The sequence below is a fragment of the Vibrio tubiashii ATCC 19109 genome (assembly GCF_000772105.1).
Taxonomy (GTDB): Bacteria; Pseudomonadota; Gammaproteobacteria; order Enterobacterales; family Vibrionaceae; genus Vibrio; species Vibrio tubiashii.
Window position 1 is genome coordinate 1,756,992 of sequence record NZ_CP009354.1, and the last position, 23,053, is coordinate 1,780,044.

General features: G+C 44.0%; 24 protein-coding genes. 4 read left to right on the forward strand and 20 right to left on the reverse strand.

What is annotated here, in order from left to right:
- The first annotated feature begins 524 nt into the window (after positions 1-524).
- The gene (locus IX91_RS07980) at positions 525-719 is read left to right on the forward strand and encodes a DUF2986 domain-containing protein (RefSeq protein ID WP_004749500.1); all 195 of its coding nucleotides are present in this window, start codon (positions 525-527) and stop codon (positions 717-719) included.
- A 91-nt stretch (positions 720-810) separates the two neighbouring features.
- Here the strand turns inward: IX91_RS07980 and IX91_RS07985 are convergent, their stop codons facing one another.
- The gene (locus tag IX91_RS07985) at positions 811-996 is read right to left on the reverse strand and encodes a hypothetical protein (RefSeq protein WP_004745179.1); all 186 of its coding nucleotides are present in this window, start codon (positions 994-996) and stop codon (positions 811-813) included.
- Positions 997-1,066: 70 nt separating this feature from the next.
- On the opposite strand from IX91_RS07985, the gene IX91_RS07990 reads away from it, so the two are divergent.
- On the forward strand, positions 1,067-1,903 hold the full coding sequence (locus IX91_RS07990; RefSeq protein WP_004745182.1) for an alpha/beta fold hydrolase: 837 nt from the start codon (positions 1,067-1,069) through the stop codon (positions 1,901-1,903).
- Between the two features lie 88 nt (positions 1,904-1,991).
- Here IX91_RS07990 and IX91_RS07995 read toward each other — a convergent pair whose 3' ends face one another.
- From IX91_RS07995 to IX91_RS08030, 8 genes are all read right to left on the reverse strand, one after another.
- The gene (locus IX91_RS07995; RefSeq protein ID WP_004745183.1) at positions 1,992-2,888 is read right to left on the reverse strand and encodes a hypothetical protein; all 897 of its coding nucleotides are present in this window, start codon (positions 2,886-2,888) and stop codon (positions 1,992-1,994) included.
- Positions 2,889-3,046: 158 nt separating this feature from the next.
- Positions 3,047-3,526, reverse strand: coding sequence for a LabA-like NYN domain-containing protein (locus IX91_RS08000; RefSeq protein ID WP_004745186.1), 480 nt, complete (start codon positions 3,524-3,526; stop codon positions 3,047-3,049).
- A gap of 129 nt (positions 3,527-3,655) precedes the next feature.
- Positions 3,656-4,414: a uroporphyrinogen-III C-methyltransferase gene (gene cobA, locus IX91_RS08005; protein WP_004745188.1), complete on the reverse strand. Its 759-nt coding sequence runs from the start codon at positions 4,412-4,414 to the stop codon at positions 3,656-3,658.
- A gap of 140 nt (positions 4,415-4,554) precedes the next feature.
- The gene (locus IX91_RS08010; RefSeq protein ID WP_004745190.1) at positions 4,555-5,403 is read right to left on the reverse strand and encodes a formate/nitrite transporter family protein; all 849 of its coding nucleotides are present in this window, start codon (positions 5,401-5,403) and stop codon (positions 4,555-4,557) included.
- A 138-nt stretch (positions 5,404-5,541) separates the two neighbouring features.
- Positions 5,542-5,865: a nitrite reductase small subunit NirD gene (gene nirD / locus IX91_RS08015; protein WP_004745192.1), complete on the reverse strand. Its 324-nt coding sequence runs from the start codon at positions 5,863-5,865 to the stop codon at positions 5,542-5,544.
- A 14-nt stretch (positions 5,866-5,879) separates the two neighbouring features.
- Complete coding sequence (gene nirB / locus IX91_RS08020) at positions 5,880-8,438, reverse strand: nitrite reductase large subunit NirB (RefSeq protein ID WP_004745194.1); 2,559 nt, start codon at positions 8,436-8,438, stop codon at positions 5,880-5,882.
- 296 nt (positions 8,439-8,734) lie between these two features.
- Complete coding sequence (locus tag IX91_RS08025) at positions 8,735-10,678, reverse strand: methyl-accepting chemotaxis protein (protein WP_004745195.1); 1,944 nt, start codon at positions 10,676-10,678, stop codon at positions 8,735-8,737.
- Positions 10,675-10,995 carry a hypothetical protein gene (locus tag IX91_RS08030; RefSeq protein ID WP_236642783.1) on the reverse strand — a complete coding sequence of 107 codons (321 nt, stop codon included), beginning with the start codon at positions 10,993-10,995 and terminating at the stop codon, positions 10,675-10,677. The genes IX91_RS08025 and IX91_RS08030 overlap by 4 nt, the downstream gene beginning before the upstream one ends.
- 737 nt (positions 10,996-11,732) lie before the next feature.
- On the opposite strand from IX91_RS08030, the gene IX91_RS08035 reads away from it, so the two are divergent.
- Entirely contained in the window at positions 11,733-12,776 is a 1,044-nt protein-coding gene (locus IX91_RS08035) for a GGDEF domain-containing protein (protein ID WP_004745198.1), read from the forward strand.
- A 1-nt stretch (position 12,777) separates the two neighbouring features.
- Here IX91_RS08035 and IX91_RS08040 read toward each other — a convergent pair whose 3' ends face one another.
- The 5 genes from IX91_RS08040 to IX91_RS08060 all read right to left on the reverse strand — a co-directional run bounded on the left by IX91_RS08040 (position 12,778) and on the right by IX91_RS08060 (position 17,478).
- Positions 12,778-13,443 (reverse strand): DUF2726 domain-containing protein, encoded by a 666-nt coding sequence (locus IX91_RS08040; RefSeq protein ID WP_004745199.1) that lies wholly within the window; start codon positions 13,441-13,443, stop codon positions 12,778-12,780.
- A 72-nt stretch (positions 13,444-13,515) separates the two neighbouring features.
- Positions 13,516-14,322 carry a hypothetical protein gene (locus tag IX91_RS08045; protein ID WP_004745201.1) on the reverse strand — a complete coding sequence of 269 codons (807 nt, stop codon included), beginning with the start codon at positions 14,320-14,322 and terminating at the stop codon, positions 13,516-13,518.
- Between the two features lie 9 nt (positions 14,323-14,331).
- Positions 14,332-15,093, reverse strand: a complete 762-nt coding sequence (locus IX91_RS08050; protein WP_004745202.1) for a substrate-binding periplasmic protein — start codon at positions 15,091-15,093, stop codon at positions 14,332-14,334.
- A gap of 70 nt (positions 15,094-15,163) precedes the next feature.
- Complete coding sequence (locus tag IX91_RS08055; RefSeq protein WP_004745204.1) at positions 15,164-15,862, reverse strand: response regulator; 699 nt, start codon at positions 15,860-15,862, stop codon at positions 15,164-15,166.
- Entirely contained in the window at positions 15,859-17,478 is a 1,620-nt protein-coding gene (locus tag IX91_RS08060; RefSeq protein ID WP_004745206.1) for an ATP-binding protein, read from the reverse strand. Before IX91_RS08060 ends, IX91_RS08055 begins: the two co-directional genes overlap by 4 nt.
- A 351-nt stretch (positions 17,479-17,829) precedes the next feature.
- Here IX91_RS08060 and IX91_RS26820 point away from each other — a divergent pair, with 351 nt between their 5' ends.
- The gene (locus IX91_RS26820) at positions 17,830-18,054 is read left to right on the forward strand and encodes a hypothetical protein (RefSeq protein ID WP_004745207.1); all 225 of its coding nucleotides are present in this window, start codon (positions 17,830-17,832) and stop codon (positions 18,052-18,054) included.
- A 51-nt stretch (positions 18,055-18,105) separates the two neighbouring features.
- On the opposite strand, the gene IX91_RS08070 is transcribed toward IX91_RS26820, so the two are convergent.
- Genes IX91_RS08070 through IX91_RS08095 form a run of 6 tightly spaced genes read right to left on the reverse strand, consistent with a single transcriptional unit; the run spans position 18,106 to position 22,966 of the window.
- A complete protein-coding gene (locus IX91_RS08070; protein WP_004745210.1) occupies positions 18,106-19,275 on the reverse strand; it encodes a tetratricopeptide repeat protein in 1,170 nt (389 codons plus the stop codon).
- Positions 19,272-19,889, reverse strand: a complete 618-nt coding sequence (locus IX91_RS08075) for an energy transducer TonB (protein ID WP_004745211.1) — start codon at positions 19,887-19,889, stop codon at positions 19,272-19,274. Before IX91_RS08075 ends, IX91_RS08070 begins: the two co-directional genes overlap by 4 nt.
- Complete coding sequence (locus IX91_RS08080) at positions 19,889-20,293, reverse strand: ExbD/TolR family protein (protein WP_004745213.1); 405 nt, start codon at positions 20,291-20,293, stop codon at positions 19,889-19,891. Before IX91_RS08080 ends, IX91_RS08075 begins: the two co-directional genes overlap by 1 nt.
- Complete coding sequence (locus IX91_RS08085; protein ID WP_004745215.1) at positions 20,290-20,847, reverse strand: MotA/TolQ/ExbB proton channel family protein; 558 nt, start codon at positions 20,845-20,847, stop codon at positions 20,290-20,292. Before IX91_RS08085 ends, IX91_RS08080 begins: the two co-directional genes overlap by 4 nt.
- Positions 20,847-22,202, reverse strand: coding sequence for a MotA/TolQ/ExbB proton channel family protein (locus tag IX91_RS08090; RefSeq protein WP_004745216.1), 1,356 nt, complete (start codon positions 22,200-22,202; stop codon positions 20,847-20,849). The genes IX91_RS08085 and IX91_RS08090 overlap by 1 nt, the downstream gene beginning before the upstream one ends.
- Positions 22,202-22,966, reverse strand: coding sequence for a DUF3450 domain-containing protein (locus IX91_RS08095; RefSeq protein WP_004745218.1), 765 nt, complete (start codon positions 22,964-22,966; stop codon positions 22,202-22,204). The genes IX91_RS08090 and IX91_RS08095 overlap by 1 nt, the downstream gene beginning before the upstream one ends.
- Positions 22,967-23,053 lie beyond the last annotated feature (87 nt).

The window sequence follows — 23,053 nt, forward strand, 5'->3', positions numbered from 1 at the left end:
GATTAATTTAATACCGTTTCACTCGAATGGCGCGGTAGGTTAAACGGGTGAAGTGAATTCTTTGCTCACTCCGGCGTCTCGAACATTGGCTAGGTTTTCACTTCACATCTTCACTTTCCAACATGCTAGCTACTTCTAGCTATACTTCACTTCGCTGTGTTTTGGGGTGACTACTACAAGTCACCCCACTTTTTAAATTTCAGATACACAAGTAGCCAGCGCCTTACCATTCAAACAAACCAATCGATGTTTGGTATCTATTGCTCATATTTCATTCCCACCTGTGACTTTACATATGTGTTTTTGTTCAGAAACCTGACCAAGTGAGGCGAGAATATTTAAGCGGCGTACTACAAACAACTAATTGCTTTTAATTTATTAATTTTAAATCATAAAAATCATGCACTTAAAAATAATTTATCATTAATAATTTTGTAAGCTCTAGGGAGTTCTGCAGAGTGCAAGTATTAAGATTATTTGATAGGATGCGCTTCCTAAGAGTTCCAACTGTTACTGAGCTACCCATGAACCGTAAAAAGAAGATCAACCAGATCCTGAAAGCCAAACAAAAAAAGATGAATTCTAAGTTGCACAAGAGCAACAAGCCTCGCTACATCTCTAAAGCAGAGCGAGCGAAAATGGAGGAAGAAGAGCAGAGCCAGCAGCAGGTTGAAGCTACTGAAGTAGCCGAAGAGCAACCTGAGGACAATGATAAGTAACTAGCTTTACTCCATAGACAAACGCAAAAAGCGCCAGCCGAGTTAACCTCGACTGGCGCTTTTTAGAATCCAGCTTATCTATTTAATATATTTAGTCGTAGCTACCGTCAAATGAGACCAGTTTAATTTCTAGCTGCGCACCAAAATAACTTAAGGCAAGTTTAGGATCTTTATTTTCAGACACTTTCTTACCAAGAGTTTCTAATAGTTCAGCCATAAAGTCTTTAACTGGCTGTTCTGCATCTGCCAAATGTTCTTCTAAATTGTGATTTTTCATTATTTACCCAGCCATAACGTTATCAATCAATCGTTTATAGTTGAGTCCTTATTCAACAGAGGACACAAAAATGGAAACTATAAAAACGATCTTAAATGGCAACCACTATCGCTATTCTTTTCACCACTGCCCGGGCTCGGATCAGTATGCGATATTTTTATTAGGAGCACTGCAAGATATAGAGAGCGTAGATTCGTTTTCGAAACACTTCGCGACTAAACTCAATTGCATTACCGTCGAAGTTCCTGGCACTGGTCATACAGAAAACCTTGAATCAACGATCAGTATTCGTACTCAAGCGATGATGCTGCTCGATTTAATTGATTATCTAGGCGTCAACAGCGCGCATATTATCGGCTTTTCTTACGCAACAGCCGTTGCTGTAGAACTTTGCGATATCTGGCCGAATGTGCTCACTATGTCGATATGTGGTGGCGTCCCTGGCATCCCCTCTTCAGGACGCTTAGCAACGAAAAAAATGATCGCTGCAGCCATGGACAACCCACATAGTTTCGCTAAGTCATTCACCGAATCGCTTACCGTGAGTAATAACGATATTCCAAGGAATAAAGCCATCATTAAAGCGACAGTGCGAAATATTACCAACATGGCTCAGGATAGGATCGATATCTTCTTCGAAAACTCAGTGAGGTTACTGGTTCACACCCCTACCAATATCGGAAATATCTCCGTACCATGCACCGTTTGTGTCGGTGAATACGATCCCTATGTCACCAAAGAAACTGCTGGCAAATTTGCTAGCCAGTTAAAAAATGGCCGACTCGTTGTCATTAAAAACGCCGATCATTTGGTGCATTTGCAGCATCCCGACAAAGTCGCTACCGCAATGCTCGCTCAAGCGAATGCCTCAATAGAGTTACAACACACGCTTGCTGCATTGACCTAAATAATACAGGGATATTGTTAGATTTTAGCTAAGCATAATCAACTCAAGGCGCTGTGCAATTTGAGTTGATTATTTTCACTCGACGCACCTAGATCACATTTTGTATGTAAATCTTTGATAAAGTAGTTAGTATTTCTACTGCGCGTTTCTTGCATTCCCCACTAAGTGGGCGCAATGCTTCTACGATCAACGAATCTCTGATGTGCTGAGCTTGTCTTAAATGGTGGAACTGAGGAAACTGGCGCATTTCACTGGTAAAGTTAACGTGCGAGTTTAATTCAAAGCCTAACTTAACTCTAAAGCCAATTGCAACTGAATAATCGCGTACTTTATGCACATCTTCTAGTTGTAGATACTGATAATCAGACAGGCCAAGTACCCGAGCAATCACTTCAACGGGGATCTGGTGCTCTAACCTAAACCGTTTAACTGTAATGGCGACTGAGCGGTAGTAGTCAATGGCAAACGCATTAATGTCGAGGACTTTGGGAGGCAGGAGCTCATTATAATGAATGTTTGGATCAATTTGAGATTGGGTTTCTTGTCTGAATGCCGCAAATTTTTCACGATCCGCACAATCCATTAGATTGGTTACAAGATCGAGATACAACTCAAACTGCTCTGTAGGTAGTCGACCAATGCAGTATAGGGCTTCAATGGCTTTATCATCCATACCACGATAAAACTCGCGCATTTTTACCGCATAGTAAAAGCTCGTCATTGGAACCATCATTACCCACGACATAGCAGCGACCATGTGTATAGGTCGGATTGAGCGATAGCTCTGCTGCATGTAGCGTTTTAGAGTAGAGTTGTTTATTCCAGTGACTCGTTGTTCTAGATCGCGGAATGACATGCCTTGAGCGCGACGAACAAACGACATTGATACTGCCATATCAGTATCAATTGTTTCTAGAAGTGAATCCAACATTTGGATCTTCTCTTCCGAAACAGAAATCGTCACCTGATCGGCACTATTGAACATACAACCCCATCAAACCTACATTAGAAATAGTGTGCTCACTCTAACATATCATGCCGGATTTTTGAACAATTAAGCATTTTATTTCAGTGTAAGTATTTGTATATGCTTACTTTTTCAATATGCCATATCGGAAAAGTCGAACATAGTAGTGTGATGGATTAACGAGTTATTAGCAGTGATTCCTCGATCGGTATGTACTTATCACTCACATCAATAAGGGCTTGAGCCGTTAAACCAGGCACACCATAGACATCAACCCTAGTACCAAATCGTTTTTGAATTCGGTCGACTAACAGCTCGAAGTCTCCATCACCGGAGAGAAGTATGACGCGATCCACCTTTGATGCCGCTTCATAGACGTCTAAGGCTATACCTACGTCCCAATCCCCTTTGGAACTGCCATCATGTCGCTGAATATAAGGTTTGAGTTTAACGTTAAAGCCGATACCACGCAGGATGTGGTGAAATTGACGTTGTTTTGGGTCATGAGAGGCAATCGCATAAGCATTAGCTTCTACGACTTGCTGACCTTCAGTCGCGATGTACCAAAACTGGTTGTAATCAAAATTCGCTCGATACTTATCTCTAGTGGTGTAATAGATGTTCTGAACATCGACAAAAATCGCGATTTTTTCCATGATTGATTACCTTAGTTTCGACGCCGAGACTTTATCAGATGCCCAACGGAATTTCAGCAAATACTAAAAGACCTGATGTCATTCAGCATGGTATCAGGTCTAAATCATCATCTAGCTAGGATTGGGGTATTAGTTAAACCACTTCAGTTTATCGTGCAAAGAGGTCACGCTACCGACAACAATTAATGCTGGGCTAACCGCCTCTTTTGCCATGTTTGGCAAATCTTTCAGCGCTCCTGTAAATACCCTTTGTTCACGTCGGGTGCCATTTTCAATAATGGCGCACGACATAGTCGAATCTAGCCCAGTTTCCAGCAATTTTTCAGTGATGTAACCGCTTTGCTTTAAGCCCATGTAGAACACGAGTGTGTTATTAGACTGAGCTAAAGAGTGCCATTCGATTTCACGGCCATCTTTTTGCACATGACCCGTAATGAACTGAACACTTTGCGCATGACCGCGATGTGTTAATGGGATCCCCGCATAAGCCGTCGCGCCCGCAGCAGCAGTAATACCAGGGACAACTTCAAAGCGAATGCCATGTTCGGCAAGCTCTTCTAGCTCTTCTCCGCCACGACCAAAAATGAACGAATCTCCGCCTTTTAGACGGACAACCTTTTTGCCTTGCTGCGCTTTCTCAACCAGAATCTGATTAATTTGTTCTTGAGGAACACAGTGGAAATCTAACTTTTTCCCCACGTAAATCATTTCGGCATCGCTATTGGCTAACGCCAGAATCTCTGGAGAGACTAGACGGTCATAGACCACAACTTCTGCTTGTTGAATCACTCGATAGCCTTTCACTGTTAGTAGATCTGGGTCGCCTGGCCCAGCACCAACTAATGAAACAAAACCAAGGTTTGATGGAGAGATGGGAGTCATGCTCATAGCTATGCCTATCAACGTAAATTTGGATATAAAGAGTAGTACTCAACGACTACGTAAAATGAATGTGTACTTTTTATATTCAAATCAAGACTGTATTTGATGGTTAGGAGCCCCACGTGACAACGTGGGGCTGTAAATCATTATTTCGCTAGTGCTGGTTTCGCATTAACTTCTTCTTCATCGCTTAGAGAAGGCGCTGTTTTTGCGTGAGTCAGGTATAGCGGAATACATGTCATGATCAAACCACCAACGATGTTACCAAGGATGGTTGGGATAAGGTTGAAGTTCAACCAAGTCGCAATACCAAAATCCGCGCCTAGAATCATGCCTAGTGGGAATAGGAACATGTTTACTACTGTGTGCTCAAAGACTAGTGCAAAGAAGATGAAGATTGGGAACCACATCATTGCTACGCGACCAGCAACCGTACGTGCCGTCATGTTACCAATCACTCCTAGACAAACCATTAGGTTACAGAAGATACCGCGCACGAAACAGGTGATCCATCCGTCCATACCCATGTTTTCGAAGCCTAGGCTACGTGCAGTAGAAACCGCGATGAACTTCTTCGCAACTGCGTTCAATTCAAGTGAGAAGTTACCTGTTAGAGAAATAGCCACTAGGTACGCAACAATCAGTGAACCAATAAGGTTACCCAGACCAACAAGACCCCAGCAGCGGAATACTCGGTTCCATGTGATACCCGGACGGCCTTCGAATTTTGCCAGAGGAGCGAGACCAAAAACACCGGTCACTAGGTCATAGCCCATGACTGATAGGATGACAAAGCCCACTGGGAAAACAAGTGCGCCAACCACACCAACACCTGTTTGAACGATTGTTGTGATAGCCACAACGACCGCAAGAGACAGAATGATGCCCGCCATCGTACCGCGAAGAAGCAAATCGCGAGCACTGGTTTTCGTTTTTGCTTCGCCAACATTGATCATTGTTTGCACGAATTCCGCAGGTTTAAAGTCTGTAGACATGAATGTGTCCTTATTCAAAATTGAAAGTTAAAAGTTGAAATTGAATAGTGAAAGACTCGCTGTTTCTCTGTTCCCCAACTGAGAGACAGCGAATCTTTAAGCTATTAAATCTCTATAGCCTTCATGTTTAACGTAGATTTAAGCCGCAATTTCAACCTTACCTTTTGCAACGCGTGCTTTGTATGATTTCACGCTCATGCGTTCATCTTCCATACACACACCGGTTGCTAGGTTAAAGCGTTGCTTCTTCAGTGGGCTTGCTACCCATAGTTGCTCGTCGTGTTCAACAATCAGGCCACGTGACAGTACATTTGACTGAAAAAATGGGTCCATATTGTTGATTGCAAACACTTCTTCAGTTGCTCGTGGGCGGAAGATAGCCACTTGCTCACCCTCAAATAGTGCGACTACGCCAGTGCCTGGGATGATGTCTTCGATGTTGCAAACTTTTGTAAATGCCATGATTTCTTCTCCCTTTAAACCACTTCTACGTGAAGGATGTCGCCTTTCGCTTCAGGATGTTTTTCTGTGAATGTTGCCGGGCGATGCTGCTCACGACCATCAGTCACAAACATAACGTTATCGTCACGCTCGTCTGAGTTAATGAAATGAGCAAAGCGTTTTAGCTGCGTTTCGTCGTTGATGGTATCCGTCCATTCGCAGCGGAACTCTTCCACTAGCTTGGCAACGTCGGCTTCTAGTTGATCATTGATACCCAGTTTGTCTTCGATGATCACTTCACGTAGGTAGTCGATGCCGCCTTCTAGGTTCTCGAACCATACAGAAGTACGCTGCAGTGGCGCAGCCGTACGGATATAGAACATCATGAAGCGGTCGATGTATTTGATTAGGGTTTCTTGGTCTAGATCACCAGCAAGCAGTGTCGCGTGGCGTGGCTTCATACCGCCATTACCACATACGTACATGTTCCAACCTGCATCAGTAGCGATAATGCCCAAGTCTTTACCTTGCGCTTCTGCACACTCACGAGTACAGCCAGAAACACCAAACTTCATCTTATGAGGAGTACGAATGCCTTTGTAGCGATTCTCAATCATCACACCAAGGCCAACCGAATCTTGAACTCCGTAACGACACCAAGTTGAACCTACACAGGTCTTCGCCATGCGCAGTGCTTTCGCGTATGCCTGACCAGTCTCGTAACCTGCTGCAACCAGTTTCTTCCAGATGGCTGGAAGATCGTCTTTTTGAGCGCCGAACAGGCCGATACGTTGTGCACCTGTAATCTTGGTGTACAGGTTGTATTCCGCAGCAACATCTGCAAGTGCTGCAAGTGCTTGTGGCGTCACTTCACCACCAGCCATACGTGGAATCACAGAGTAGGTACCATCTTTTTGCATGTTACCTAGGAAGTTGTCGTTGGTATCGTGCAGTTTAACCAGGGATGGCTTCAGAATATGGTCACCCCAGCAGGACGCAAGGATAGAACCTGCTAGTGGTTTACACACTTCACAGCCGTAACCTTTACCGTGTTTCTCTAGCAATTCTTCATACGATTTGATTTCGCCAATACGTACTAGATGGAAAAGCTCTTGGCGAGAGTAAGCAAAGTGCTCACATACATCCGCTTTAACTTCAACGCCTGCTTTTTCAAGCTCAGCGTTTAGCACTGACGTGACAAGTGGGATACAACCCCCACAACCCGTGCCCGCACCGGTTACTGCTTTGATGTCGCCAATAGTGTGGTGACCTTGTGCAACTGCTTCAGAGATTTTGCCTTTAGTTACATCAAAACAAGAACAGATAACTGCAGAATCAGGCAGAGCATCGGCGCCTAGCGTTGGTTTTTCTGCACCTGCGTGAGCTGGCAAAATCAATGCATCTGGGTGTTCTGGTAGGTCAATTTCGTTAAGCATAAGCTGAAGAAGATCGCCATAATCAGACGTATCGCCTACCATTACCGCACCAAGAAGCTTCTTGTTATCTTCAGATACGATTAAGCGTTTGTATACTTCCTGCTCTTCGTTCTGGTAAACGTAGCTCTTACAACCAGGAGTGCGGCCGTTAGCATCACCGATAGAACCAACTTTTACGCCTAGCAGCTTAAGCTTGGCAGACATGTCAGCACCTTCGAACTTGCTGTCGTTACCCACAATGTGGTCAACCGCTACCGTTGCCATCTTGTAACCTGGCGCTACTAATCCGTAGAAGGTTTCATTCCAAGAAGCACACTCACCAATAGCATAGATGTTCTCATCAGAAGTCTGACAGAAGTCGTTGATGGCGATACCACCGCGTGGCGCGACGTCTAGCTGCATGTCACGAGCAAGCTTATCTTGTGGACGAATACCCGCAGAGAATACGATGAAGTCTGTTTCTAGCTCAGTACCATCAGCAAAGCGCATCACGTTACGAGCATCTTTACCCTCAGGAGCGATTTCGAGTGTGTTTTTGCTGGTGTGAACCTTAACACCCATACTCTCGATTTTTTGGCGCAGTTGATTACCACCCGCTTGATCGAGCTGTTCAGCCATTAACTTAGGCGCAAACTCAACAACGTGAGTCTCAACACCGAGTGCTTTAAGTGCACCAGCGGCTTCAAGACCTAAAAGACCACCACCGATAACCACACCGATTTTGCTCTTTTTCGCACAAGCTTCGATAGCTTTGAGATCTTCGATGGTACGGTAGACAAAACAATCTTTACTTTCGCGGCCCTTAATAGGTGGAACAAATGGGAATGAGCCAGTCGCCATGATCAGCTTGTCGTATTGAATTTCACGACCCGTACTAGAATGGACAATGCGTTTCTCACGGTTAACGTTAATTGCACGTTCACCAATCAACATGTTTACACCATGCTTGTCGTAGAAACCTTCTTTAACCAAAGATAACTCGTCCGCTGTGTGGTGAGAAAAGTAAGAAGAGAGGTGGACACGGTCATAAGCGACACGCGGTTCTTCACAGAAAACAGTAATGTCATACTGGGATGCATCTGCCTTCTCTACTAGGTCTTCAATGTAACGGTGTCCTACCATACCGTTACCGATAACAACCAGCTTCAACTTGCTCATAATACTTCCTAAGGGTTAGGTTCTTTATCTGAGCCAATTGTTAATTGTGAAAGAAAATTAATACATGATGTAAATCAATTACAGTTTTAAACTACCCTAAAGGGGTAGGAACACAATTTAACCGATTGCAAAACGTAATTATTTTACACTCTTGATGAGGAGTGCTCATTTAAGTGCAATATTTGCACTCATCCTTTTATAGTTCTAAAAATCTTCATATATGTGTCGCTACTTCGGCCTAAATTTTGGCTTCAAATTGAGACGTAGAGCCTCTATTTATACGAGGCTCTGATAATTTAATTAGACTTAAAAAAACTCAGCTTGCTCTGCTGCCTCTCAGACAATTCTGAAAGAAACGAGGCTGCTTCAGCACTTTGCTTAATACCCTGTGCATTTTGGCTAAGACTATCATCGACTTGATGGATACTATCGTTCATAGACGCGATAGCCTGATTCTGCTCGTTGGCGGCCAAGGACATTTCATTGTTTTGCTCGATGATCTTGGTTATTCCTTCAAGCAAGGAACGCATATCTTCTTCGCTTTGTTTCGCTAGCGTTGCGTTCTCAGTAACTTTTTCCAAACATACGCTCACTGAAGTCACCATGTCTTGTGAGCCTTTCTGCAAAGAACGAACGAGTTCTTGAATAGATTCGGTATTGTTCGATGTTTTCTGAGCAAGCACTCGAACCTCATCGGCAACGACGGCAAAACCACGACCACTTTCACCTGCCCTTGCAGCCTCTATTGCAGCATTGAGTGCCAACAAATTGGTTTGTTCAGCCACATTCTCAATCAAGCTAACAAACTCTGTCACTCTGGTAGATAGTTGCTCCAAACTCCTAGCAACTTGAGAGGTTTGATTCAGCTCTACAATTAGTTCATCTGATAAGCTCGCTCTGGTTTGAGCCGCCGCCGCTCCTTCTTTCGCAATTTCTATTCCTTGCATAGCGTAAGCTTCTGCATCGTTTGCAGTACTTGCCACCTGTTCCGAACTCGCTGCAAGCTCGGTGCTAGTTGAGGCTATTCTCTCTATTTGTGCCTTTTGCTCCAGAGCATTACCTTCAAGTTCAACCATAGTCGAAGCAAGTTCTGTCGCTGAAGAGGCAACATCTGAACCGACTCCCCTAAGTTCACTCACGGTTTGATCTAAGGTTTCGAGAGTTTTATCGGTATTCGCGCCCAGACGCCCAATTTCGTTTTTGCCACTTAAATTTGCCTTTTGGCTAAGCACGCCTGAAGACATACCATTAATAGTTTCACTTAGTGAACGTATGCTTAGGTTAAGGTGTTTGGCTATCCACACTGCTAATGTAAGCGCTATAAGTGCCGCTAATACCGATGAGGATATGAGAGCCTTCTCCGTTGTATTGGTAAGAAAAATCCCCCTCTCAAGAGATTGTTTGTTCTGTTCTTCTAACTCGGAAGACAACGTAGCTAACATTTCTCGTAACAAAGTGCCTTGCTTACTAATTAACTTAATGTCCTTGGTCAGCGTTAGATAACCCTCTTCTAACATCAAAATTTGTTTCTCGTAGTCCATAAGCACTTTTTTGAGGGCTAAATTAGCCCTATCCGAGTTGGAGGACTCTAACGATTGTTCAAACCTCTCTAAGTTAAGGAGGATTTTATTGAGATATTCCGTATTTGCACTGCGTTCTAGGCGAACAAGGTGTTGCTGGATTTGACTTGAAAATGAATAAAGCTCTGACAACAAGTTTCGCCACTCTTGGCGCTGCTCAAAACTGACCACTTTGTTTGACGTATAAAACTCGTTGTTCGCCAGTGTTAACGCTGAATTCAAATCAGGCAACGAGGCTGATAATAGGTGAAGGGAGCTCAAACGTTCAGCCAAAGCCGTTTGCGTCACACCATACTCACTAAGTTCATTGATTATGTTATCTTTCAGAGCTGTGTTGATCGTCAACTCGCCATCGCCACTATCTAGCTGAGCGAGCCTTTTTTTAACTGTCTCGCTGCGTTGCTCAAATTGCTTTCGAGCATCATCCCATGTAATTTCGCCATAAAAAGCGCTAGCAGAAGCCATACGTATTCGATAAACGTTGCGCTGTGCTGACATTAGCTTAGACACATTGTCCGAACTCACCAGTGAGACTTGACCACTCAACTTTGCTTCTCTAAGGAGAACGTCTGACAAAATAGTAGATGCGGCAAATAGAAAGACCGCGATTAGCACAGGTGCTACGATTTGAGCCATTATGGGTAGATTGTTAAACTTCATGACATCCACCACTGAGCTTTTTTACTTTTTAGCATCAAATCTGTCTCTTTCGCTAATACGGCCAGAAGCAAGTAGAGTTGGTTTTCTTGTTTTATCTTATCTAGGCTAGTGATTAGAGTCGTCAATCGGCACTGGAGCTTACTCATCGTAACAATTACATCATCTACATCATCCGGTGGCTGTTGCGGAAACAATAAGAATGTATTTCTAATCTGCATCTTCGCGCATTGCAGATTCCATATCGCTTCCACTAGCTCATCACACTCTAGATCTGAGTGTATTTTAAGGTAACTATCGAGCACTGTTTGAACAGACAAGCATGATTCGCATAAAGAAAAGCTTTCAGCTGAAGTGGGGCAAGCACAACGTACACATTTACATCCTACCTTTTCCCTAACCCTAAGCGGGATAATGTTGTTTTTGGCTTTACTATCTGTTGTTGGTTTAGAGTCTCTGCACATGCTCATTTCCAATTGCCTCCATAGCTATGTTTGCGTACTTAGTAATTGGTAGCTGTTCGCAGTCGTTCGTCGTTAATTATTAATAGTTAAATTAGCGCTGGAAAATCGCATAGTCCCGCATTTTGATTGGCATTTAGTTTTAGAGAAAATAGATAAGGTAAATTGAGACACAGGAGTTTTGACACCGCTAGCTTTGAAGCTCTTTACCAGATCACTTAAGCAAAGCATTACTTGCACGCGATTGGTCGTAATATTAAAACTTGATCCGATGACACATATGCTTGCATCCCTCGCTACCATTCAAAGATTGAAAGACCCCATCGAAAACGAGAAGGTTTATAGCGATAAAGGTGGTAGTTCCAAGTTAATTGTTAACACCAACAACATCCAAAATCCAACTCTCGTTATTTTTAAAAATCAATCCTTTCGTTAACTTAGTTGAAACATTCCGCAACATTGTCGTTCACAATGTAAGCTATCATTTGAATAGCGTGATCTCTATTCAGATTTTGCCTTGATTCCACCTATAAAAAGCATATGATGAAAGCCATATTCAAGCTTTGGCATATTTAAATTTCATAAAGGCGACAAGGATGGAGCTAGACATTTTTAATCCTTCTCGGCAATTACGCCGAGCAGTGTTATTTTGGCTTAGTACGCTACTAGCATTCATCTCGGTTTCTGTTACCGCATACCACCTTGTAGTCCAACACTACAGCCCACATCACTATATAGAAACGGCATTTGGACTGTTTTCACTTTATATCGCTTATCACACTTACCAAGAAAGCATCTCAAAAGCTTTCATTGTCGCTTATGTTTTCAGCTTAACGGGTGTCACAAGCTTAGCCACCTACGAATATCCGATAGAGTTTGGCGTCTTTATCTGGGCTTGCCTATTTCCGATGATGTTCTATTTGATCCTAGGTCGTCGTGCTGGAGTACTGGCTACAAGCATCGGCTTTGTCACTCAAATTGGGATTATTTCTTACAAGCTGTGGACAGATGGCATCGATGGTAACTCTCAGCTTGCGATCAATTTTTCACTCGCGTTTATCACCATTTGGCTAACCTCCCATGTACTTGAGGTAAAAAGAAGAGTCTCTGAAGCTTCGCTCGGACAACTCGCCTCCCGTGATGCGTTAACCGGTGTCTATAACCGCCACGCCCTGACTCATAACTTTGAACGTTACCGCAATGAGAGCATAAAGCTGCCCCTTTCCCTTTTGATCTTAGATTTAGATTTCTTTAAAGCGGTTAATGATAAGCACGGCCACGATGTTGGCGATAAGGTATTGGTGCAAACTGCTGCTCTGATTGATGGGCTAAGTGATGAACACCTTGTCTATCGAATTGGTGGTGAAGAGTTTTGCATCGCTCTACACAACACCAATGTACATAAAGCAAAAGAGAAAGCAGAACAAATTCGCAACGCGATCGAAAGCTACGCATTCAACGATAGCAGCACCCCAATTTCTCTAACGGCAAGCATTGGTGTTTATCAATGCGACCATTACGCAAATTTGGAATGTGTATTAAAAGAGGCAGACAAAGAACTTTATCGCGCTAAACAAAACGGCCGCAACCAAGTTATGGTATGCAGCCGCCCTTCTAACCCCGAATTAAGTTTTACTTAATTTAGTTCTCGTTATCTTCCTCTTCGAACACTACATTGTAGTTTTCTGTATACGTACATTGTGGCTGACGGCTACAAGTAAAGAAACGTCGGCCTTTATGTTCACCCTGACTAGCCGTCTTGATCGTCATAGGGCTACCGCAACGCTTACAAAAACGAATCTCTTTGTCAGGTTCAATCAAATCGATATGTGCGGCAAGAAGGCGACGCAATCGCCCAACTTGATAGCTGTGTTTGATGTTAGTGCCAATCAGAGGAATTCCGGCAGACTTACTCACATGAATCAGTAACTTTTGTCGATCGACTTTGCCTTTATTAAGCTCTTTCCCATCATCTAACTCAATCGCGACGCGAACTTCCAATGTGCGGGGGTCGCATACCACATAGTCATAGTAGCTTTTAGAAATACGATTGTTGGCGATAAACCACTGCTTTTTATCCGTTGCGAGTGGCGTGATCACATTGGACAGGTTCACTTTGCTCATCACTACGCCGTGCTGACCTACTGCTGTAATCAGTGCATTGTAGAAAGCTGACTCTTGCGCATTAAGCAACGGCCCTTTCTTTTTGTAGGTACTATCTTTCAACTCATCTTGCTTGAGATAGCGTTTTTGAATCACAACAAAGAAAATGACCAGTATGGCGACGACGATAAAAACACTTTCCATTGACGTTTGACTAACCTTAAATGAGTTTAATTGTTTGATTATTAGATATTATACGCAGAGGGCAATAAGACGTTAACGTTTTTGAGATGTCTGATTCGGTAACTCCAATTTGATGACGACTCTTTGGTCTGGTTTTATCTGCTGGAAGCTCTCCCCCCAATGCTTTCTAACCAGTTGATCGATTAAGCCCGATGCTTTGGCTTTATCTAACGCATGTTGAATCGCTGGCTGGTATTTTGCCATGCTAGGAGACAGATAGAATTTAAAATCTCGGTCATAAACAAGCAGAAGCCTTTGCTCAATGGCTAAGTGATTGTTTTGCGCCGCTTCAGCGCCAATTTCGTTCATTCCTCGTGGGAAATAGTTAACTTGACCATCGACTGTAAGCTTATGATACAGCGTGCGCCACTCACCATCTTCTTCATAGACCTTTAATCCATTAGCTTTCCATACATCAACATCAAACCAGTTGACCCCTAAACCGGCAACGAGATTCGCCTGTTTAAGATCTTGAAGTGTTTCAATATTGGTGAGTTTTGATTGCAGCTTTGGAGGTATCAGCATGACCCGTTTTCCAATTAGCCCATTGGTCAAAGGCACATCTATCGCGAGATACTTAGCGTCTCTTTCAGGTGTTGCGAGTAACCATGTCAAACTTAGCTGCCCGCTTTCGACCATTCTTATCACGCGCTTTTGCGGTATATGCTCACTGGGCACCATGATTTTGACGTCATAACCATCTCGCGTTAGCGCTTCAAACAGTAACTCGTGATAGAAGCGGTGCCCATTATCTATTTGTGACGCTAAAGTCAGCGTGATTGAATGTTTGGCAAAGCATTGACTCGAAACAATAAGCAGCAACAGACTCAGAAATCTCATCAAACCTCCTTACTTGTACTTACCAAGTATTTGTTGATAAACACTCACTTCACCCTCACTCGTTGCGTGTTTGATGGCATCAATACCCTGCTGAAGTTGCTGAACCAGTCTACTGTCTGTTTCCAAGTTAAACGCAAAGTAAAGATCCCCTTCACTCAGCACATAAACCGCTTCAAACTCTTGCGTATCATAACCGCCTCGTTTCAACCACCATTTGGCAACATTCTCTTCGTATGCCCATAAGTCTATACGATCTTTAACAAACTGGTTGGCGAGTGTTTCAGGTACTGAACTTTCGACCATGGAGTCTCTTGGAACCCCTAACTCTAACAGGAGTTGCTCTCCGACATCATCGCGAATCACACCTATACGGTACTGGGCAAGTGCCATCGGCTGACTAACGCGAATGTTTTTGCTCTTCTTAGCCAACACAACAATGCGGGTTTCGATGATCGGCCCTGCCCATTGAAATATATGCTCTCTTAGTTGGGTACGAGTCGTTGAGAAAAGCACAGTATCGGGTTTAATCAATGCGCTGCGATAGGCCCGCGGCCAAGGTTGAACCTGTATCGATTCTAGAGAGACTTGGCTGCTGGCTTGTTCACTGGCCGACCTAAGCACATCAATAGCGATGCCTTCAACGCCTGTGCCCTGGTCGTAGTTATAAGGTGGGTACTGTTCTGTAAGATAACTCAGTTCATTTAGCTCTGTACTATGCACCACTTGACCAAGCGAGCTAAAGATGAAAAGTAATAATGTTAAGAGTCGCATGGGACGACCTCTAGTCAATTCGTTTATAACCTATAAACAAATATAGAGGTCAATCACAATTACATCTAGGTTAGCTGATAGTTTGGTTATTAGACTTTCGATAGGTTCTTTCAGGCCGGCCTACCGTTCCGTAGTTTAAGTCTGCTTCAAGCTCGCCCGTGCTGATTAGGTATTCTAAGTAACGACGGGCCGTCGTGCGGCTAGCACCAATCTGTTCTCCTGCTTCGTCCGCTGTCAGGTTTTGCTTATCGACAAACAGAGCTTTGATCTTTTCCAATGTCACACCATCGATACCTTTAGGTAGTCGATTCTTAGGTGAATCATTGCTATTTGTTGCTTGAAGCATTTTATCAACAATACTCTGATCAAGATCGTTAGCATGGTTTAACTGATGCTTTTGTAGTACATACTTTTTCAATGCCGCTTCTAATCTTGGAAAGACGACTGGCTTGAGTAAGTAGTCAACGACGCCGCCGCGCATCGCTTGTTGTAAGGTATCGACATCTCTCGCTGCGGTAATCAAAATGACATCACAACTGAGATTCTTAGTTCTTAACTCTTGTAGTATTTCTAAACCCGTTCCGTCAGGCAGATAGACATCTAATAACAGCAGATCAGGCTGTAAAATATCGAGTTGCAAGTTTGCCTCAAGCTTCGTTGTCGCAATACCTATCACTTCATAGCCACCGATTTGTTCAAGGTAGCGTTGATGCAATTGGGCGATAGCGAGATCATCTTCAATGATCATCACTCGAGTTACTGTCGTCATATCTGCTCATCCTTAGGTAGATATACTGTCATCCTTGCTCCACAATCTTTGTTATTCATCATCTCAAGCTCGCCGTGATAACGAGTGGCAAGTTGATTGGTTAAAAATAGCCCGACACCACGAGTTGACGAGTCTTTACTCGATACGCCGCGCTCAACTAAAGAGTCTACACTGACGTTGTCTGGTAAACCGCAACCTTGATCAACCACTTCCAATATCACTTCGTTGCCATAGTCACTGATTGAAACTTCAACCAACCTTCGATCCGCAGGAAACAGAGGATCTCGTGTGATGGCGTCTCGTGTTGCATCAAAAGCGTTATCAATCAAGTTACCCAGAATCGTAACGAGATCTTCAGGGTTAATGCGCTGCGGCAGAGGTTCAAGACGCGACCCTTCTTCAACCACAAGTTGTAAGCCAAGCTCACGCGCACGTTCCGTTTTGCCTAATAGCATGCCTGCGATCAGCGGTTCTTTGATTGTTTCGCGGAGGAACTCAATCAAAGCTTGGTAGTGCGCGGTTTCTTGACCAATTAAATACTGCACCGCTTCCAGTTCCCCCATTTGCACCATACCACTGATGGTATTGAGCTTATTGCGATGTTCATGGGTCTGTGAACGGAGCATTTCGGCATATTCTTTGGTTTTCGCTAGCTGTTCAGTCAGCTCGGTTAAATCATCGCGGCGGCGGAAACTCGAAACAGCGCCCACGACTTTCCCATCGACAATAATTGGGCTTCGATTGGCAATTAATCGCTGCTTGTTTAAATAAAGGTTGATATCGTGATCAGTACGCGCAGTCTGTATCACAGTGTGTAAGTCACTCTCAGGCAAAATCTCACTCAATGGGCGATTGATACTTTGCTCTTTGTTTAAGTTAAGTATTTGGCACGCACTTCGGTTGATTGAACGCAATTTCCCTTGATCATCAATAGTAATAATGCCTTCTTTAAGGGTCTCAAGCGTAACATCAAGCTCTACGTATAATCGACCAATCTCTTCTGGTTCAAAACCTAAAATCGCTTTTTGAAAACGACGCGATGCGTAGCTAGACACAATGGCGTTAGCGCCAACAACAATGAAAGCCATCAAAACAAGGAATATAATGAAGGGCTCAATGCGATCTTGCAGGCGATCAATCAGATAGCCAACTGAAACCACGCCAATAATTTCGCCCTGTTCATTGAACACAGCCGTTTTACCACGAACAGAATAGCCAAGTGAGCCTTCTGCGACTGATATATAGGCTTCTCCACCCACGAGCGCACGATCATTGTCTCCACCTTTCATTGGCTTCCCAATACGTTCGTCGAGTGGGTGAACAAGGCGAATACCATCCTTGTCGCCGATAACGATAAAGGCTGCGCCAATTAAATTGGTTAGACTTCGATAGCGCTGCTGACTCTCTTGATCAACACCATTCTCAATAGCACTAATGACATAGGGAGATTTGGCAAGAAATGAAGCGACACCGAGAGCCTGATGCCCCATTTCGTCTTCCTGAGCTTGCTTAATATAGATAAACCCTGCCGCAACAAGAATCAACAGCTCAATCAGACCTGATAGTGTCATGATAATCAGCATTCTCTTGCGAAAGCTGATACTACTCCATTTCATACGTTCTCCTTTGTACACTTGCAGAATAACATTCGTCTAACATGACAACGATTGCTTGTTGAGTAATTTGTGAAGTTTACAAAGGTAATTTATTCCTATCGGTTATTACGCAACCACTGCTTATTCTTCAATCGATTGCTTTTAGATCTGATTAGGAATTTCACATATAAAACCAGTGGAATAAGTGATTTAGATCACATCGATTTTAGATTATTTTTTATACTAACCAATCACAAATTTCGTATAATTATTGAGCACACTGAAATGTGTAGGAACGTTTAAATCGGCTGTCAGAATCCAGATAATTATTAAACTAACCAAATGATGGCCTACTTGTCAGAGGGAAAGACGATGAAACGGGACGTTTTTGGTATTTGTTTGTCCAAAGGTATGCTGTCAAATAACCTATCGAGCACTTTTACGCATGTAAGGGCTTACCAAAGGTCTGAAGAAAGCGAGGATGTAACGGTATTACATGCATTCCCGCAAATGTCTGGTCAAGAGTTACTGACCAACATGAAAGAGACAAAAAGACTTTTGTGGCGTGCTGAATTTATATGCTCGGGCAACAAATAGTTCTGCTTTAAATAAACGAAGAGGGAAGTCGATTGGCTTCCCTCTTTTTTGTTAACTCGTCGTCTGATCTTTGGCTTGTCTCAACTGGGTTAGGTATTTAATCCAACTCTTTGATTGTGCTGAAGGCTCGACATTGTTTGCGCGTTTCGCTTCGATCAAGGCGTTGTCTAGCTGATCTAACTTGTAAAACGCACGGGTTTTGGCCAAAGCAACATCCGCTTTCCTACCCTTCACCTTTGCCAACACACTGAGCGCAGGACGGTAGTAACCTTGTTGAACCATAAGTTGGGCGACATTCCAATGGAATTTAGAATCTAGCTTGGCCGCTAGTTTCCAAACATCCAATGCTTTATCCCACTCCTTAGCCAGTTGCCAATAGGTTGCTTGCTCAGAAAGCAGCTGCACGTCTGTGCCAGCACCATCTAGCTCACTAATCTCAATGGCTGCGCGCTCTGGCACACCACGTTTGGCATAGAGCTGAGCAAGCATACGACGATCACTTTGACTGAGTTCGAGCTTGTTTAGTTTCGCCAAAGATAAGGTATCAAGCGCATCACGATCTTTACCTATCCTTAGCTGTAAGCCAACAAGCTGTCGCCACCAATTTATCTTCTCAGGCTGCAAGGCAATCAGTAACTCCAACGTCGGAATCGCCTGTTTCCATTTTTTAAGCTGAAGCTGAGCGCCGAGCTTTAAAGATAACGGCTGAAGCGGGCTCTCTGTGCTGACTTTCAGGTACTCATTTGCAGCAGGGATAACCTTTGACCATTGTTCTAGCTGATAATGAGACTGCGCGATACGAAGCCAAATATCATCCGCTTTCTGAGTGCTTGGGACGCTCTTTTGCAACACATAATAGTGCTTTAAAGCGCGCTCAAACTGCTGCTCATTGAGATAAAGATCAGCGAGCATTCGCTCTGTAATCCAACCTTGCTCATCTTGCAGCAGGCCACTGGTCACCGCTTTCTCTAGATGCTTGATTGCCTGTTTAGGCTTACCATCTTGCCAATAAAACACACCTAACATACGAGCGACAAAAGCTTGATCGTATTCGCGGGAGGTGTCTATCTCTCTAAGCATGGTAATGGCTTGCTTTACTTGCTCTTCTTGGGCAAGCTCATGTGCCTTTTGTACTCTGGTCGCGGTATATTGGCTTAGCTCCTGTGCAAACGAAGTACCGGAAGCCAATATAAGAGAAACTAACAATAATCGTCTAATCATTTCGCTATCTTAAACTCCAGTCTTACGGTTTGACCAAGCTGAGCAATAGCTCCCCCATCTACCACTTTTGGTTGATACTTCCATTTCTTCAGCGCTCGAATCGCTTCGCGCTCAAACATGCGCTTAGGATTAGCTTCAACCACTTCGACATCAATCGGTTTACCGGTTGGGTCGATCGTAAACTTCATGACCACATAACCCTCAGCCCCACGCTTCAACGCCTTGGTCGGGTAACGAGGTTCAACACGATACAGTGGCATCGCCTGCTGATTGACACCGAAGTCACCGAAAGTCGGAGCGCTGATAGCCAGTCCATCGATTGCCGTATCTAAGCCTAGCATTGGTTGAGCAACTGGCGACACTTGAGTCAACTGAGTATTCGCCTGAGACGTTGGCATCTGCTCTGGCACTTCTGGTGCTTGAGGTTGTTCCGGTACAGAGCGTTGGCGTCTTTGAACGTCTTGTTCGTTTTCTACCATCACCATATTGAAACTCAGCGCTTCACTCGGTTCAGGCGCACGGCGGTGGCTAATATCGACCATCCACGCCATTAAACTGAAAATAGCCACAACGCAGGATAACGCAATTGGTGTGGCAATGAGCAATCGACCCACTAGATCTTCTCCGCTGCCAAAGCAATGTTTTTTACCCCAGCCCCTTTTGCTGCATCCATCACCTTCACCACCGTACCACTGTAGGCGTGTTCATCCGCCTGGATGACCAAAGAAGCATCAGGTTTATCAAGCATCAGGTGCTCCAAGGTTGCTTCCACTCGCTCTACATCGACCATGCGTTTATCAATGTAGATATCATTTGCTGAGGTTATCGCAACGAAAATGCCCGCTTCTTTTTGACTGACCACATTTGAAGCAGTTGGTCTGTTCACTTCAACACCAGACTCACGAACAAATGAGCTTGTCACGATGAAGAAGATCAACATAATAAATACGATATCAAGCATTGAAGTCATGTCGACTTGAGCTTCTTCTTGTTTATGATGACGTCGACCGAGTCTCATCGTTGACTCCTTAATGATTTTTCCAATTTTATTTCTTTCGTTTGGCACACTTTGACTAATCGCGCGTGACAAAACATACCGGTCAGTGCAGCGACCATACCTGCCATAGTCGGCAAGGTCGCCAAGGAAATACCCGAGGCCATGAGTTTCGGATCGCTACTGCCTTGATTCGCCATAACATCAAATACTGAAATCATGCCTGTCACCGTGCCCAGCAGACCAAGCATTGGGCAGATCGCCACCAGCACTTTAATCACATTGAGGTTTTGGTTTAGTAGTGAGTGCGCTTCCGATAACCAACCTTCACGGATTGAACGTGCATACCAAGAATGCTGATCACTGCGTTGCTTCCAAGCGTCAACCCACTGGTTACGTTGTTTAGGAAACTGAAACCACAGAAAGACAATGCGCTCAATGATCAGCAACCAGCAAACCAACACCACACCGGATAGCCACCAAAGCACCTGACCACCTTGTTGCATGAAGTCTTGCAACGAAGTCATCCAGTTACTGGTGGCAATCACCTCAGGAAATAGAGCGAATATCGCTTCCATTACGCCGCATTCTCCAAGCTATTCTCGCTAGTTAACGTCTCTTTCTCAGCTTGCTCTGCAACAAGCGCAATACCTTGTTTCTCTAAAATATTGCGGATACTTTCCGCTTGAGAGCTCAAAATATTGTGAACAAGTAGCAATGGCATAGCCGCAATAAGGCCGAGCACTGTGGTCACAAGTGCCATAGAAATACCGCCCGCCATTACCTTAGGATCGCCGTTACCAAACTGGGTGATCACTTGGAATGTTTCAATCATCCCGGTTACTGTACCCAAGAGACCTAGCATTGGCGCAAGCGCTGCCAACAACTTAAGCATAGAAAGGCCTTTTTCTAACCCTGCTTGCTCATCAACCACAGCTTCAAGAAGACGCAGTTCCAATGCTTCAACGGTTTGATTCTTCTCTTTACTGTAAACAGCGAGAACGCGACCAAGTGGGTTATCCGTTGGTGTTTGTGGCGTTTTCAGTTGCTTGCGAATCTTTTGCCGTGCCAATGAAAGGCTGATGCCACGAACCAATGAAATTATCAGACCAATAACCAGCAGCCCGATAATCACTTTACCTACCACGCCGCCGGCTTGAAATCTGTCCATTAAGCTAGGAGTCAAAGCTAGTTGTTCAAGCATAATGCCACGCGAAGGATCAACAATAAGGTTGGTGCGCTCACCAGCTAATAAGCCCGTCAAAGACGATGTAGTCGGCCCATTTTCTGGCTGCTTGATGTAAGCTGTAGCGTCTTGTTTAGCACCGTTCCAGTTTAGGTAGCCTTGCTCGCCAACCAAACCGAATGCACCAAGACGTTGCGCTGTCACATCTTGAGTAAGACCTTCACCGTCGACAAATTTTATTTGAGTCGACTGAACCTGACCCGTAGCCTTAATTTGTTCTGCTAACGCTGACCATAAACCAGTTAATTGAGGCATAGAAGGTAGCTTGGTTGCAGCAACGATCTCTTTAATGGTATCAGAATGAGTTTGAGCACCCGCTCCTGTTACTGAGTGAGAAAGTTCCGTTTCAAGCTCTTTTGCATGCTGGCGTACGACACCAAACACTTCACCTAGGCTACCTGTTTCGAGGCGAAGTTTTTCTTCAAGTCGCGCAAGTGTGTCTTCGTTTTGGCTAAACTGAGCCGCCAGTTGATCGTTTTGTTGCTGTAACGTTTCTCTTTGTTGAATCAGCTGCGCTTTTAGTGCTGCCAGTTCACGCTCAGTTTGCTTAAAGCCTGATTCACGTTGAACGTTATGCTGTTTTTGAAATTTTGCGTCAGCTTTAGCCGGAGAAGCTAAATCAGCCGCAACGCTATTAAACGAAAGAGCGGTAAATGCAATTAAAGAAGCAATCAGTGTACGTTTCATTATTTTGCCTCCGCCACTTTAAGAGAAACAGGAAGCGTGATTAGGCTTGGTGCTGTTTGTTTTGCGGCAATACTAAACGCTTTGTCTAACTCTGACTTAAGCGAAGCGTCGACATCTAACCATTGATTAGATTTTTGATCCCAAGACCAAAACTTACTGCCATTTAAGCTACGTGCGACTAACGAAATACGGCCTAAGTAAAGCACATCTGCTTCTCTGCTTTCATCATTAACGCTGATTTGACCTTGATACAGACCAAGCTTGGTTCCGTAATCTAGCTCGATTTGATACGCTTCTAAGATACGACGATACTTTTCTGCATCGCTCACATCAGCTCTGGTCATCATTGATTCTAGCTTTGCGATTCGCTCTTGGCGCTGCGCCAATTTGATTGGCACACCTTCAGCAACGATCTGTTTTAAACCGTCGACCATTTGATACATCAGAGGAACAATACCTTGACGTGTAGACTTAATCTCTTCTATCTGGCTATCTAAACTTGTGACTTCTTGATCTTGGCTTGCAACCAAAGCTGTCAGGTGATCGCGATACACTTTTAGATTTTTCACTTCCTCTTCAAGCTGTTCAATTTCCGCTTTTAAGGTCAGTGTCTTTTCCGCTCTTACGTCGATACGTTTTTGACTTGAGGCAGATGCCGCATTGGTTTTGCTCTGGATAGATTGGGCAGAATCAAGGTTATTCGCCAAGGTATTCGATGTTGACGTAGCAAGGATGAGCGCCAAGCTAGTTTTAATTAAATTCATAACGTCTATTATTCACTGATGCGATATACGATTGAGAAACACTCTCATTTTCACTCACGACATAGTACCGCGATTGGGTAAAATTGC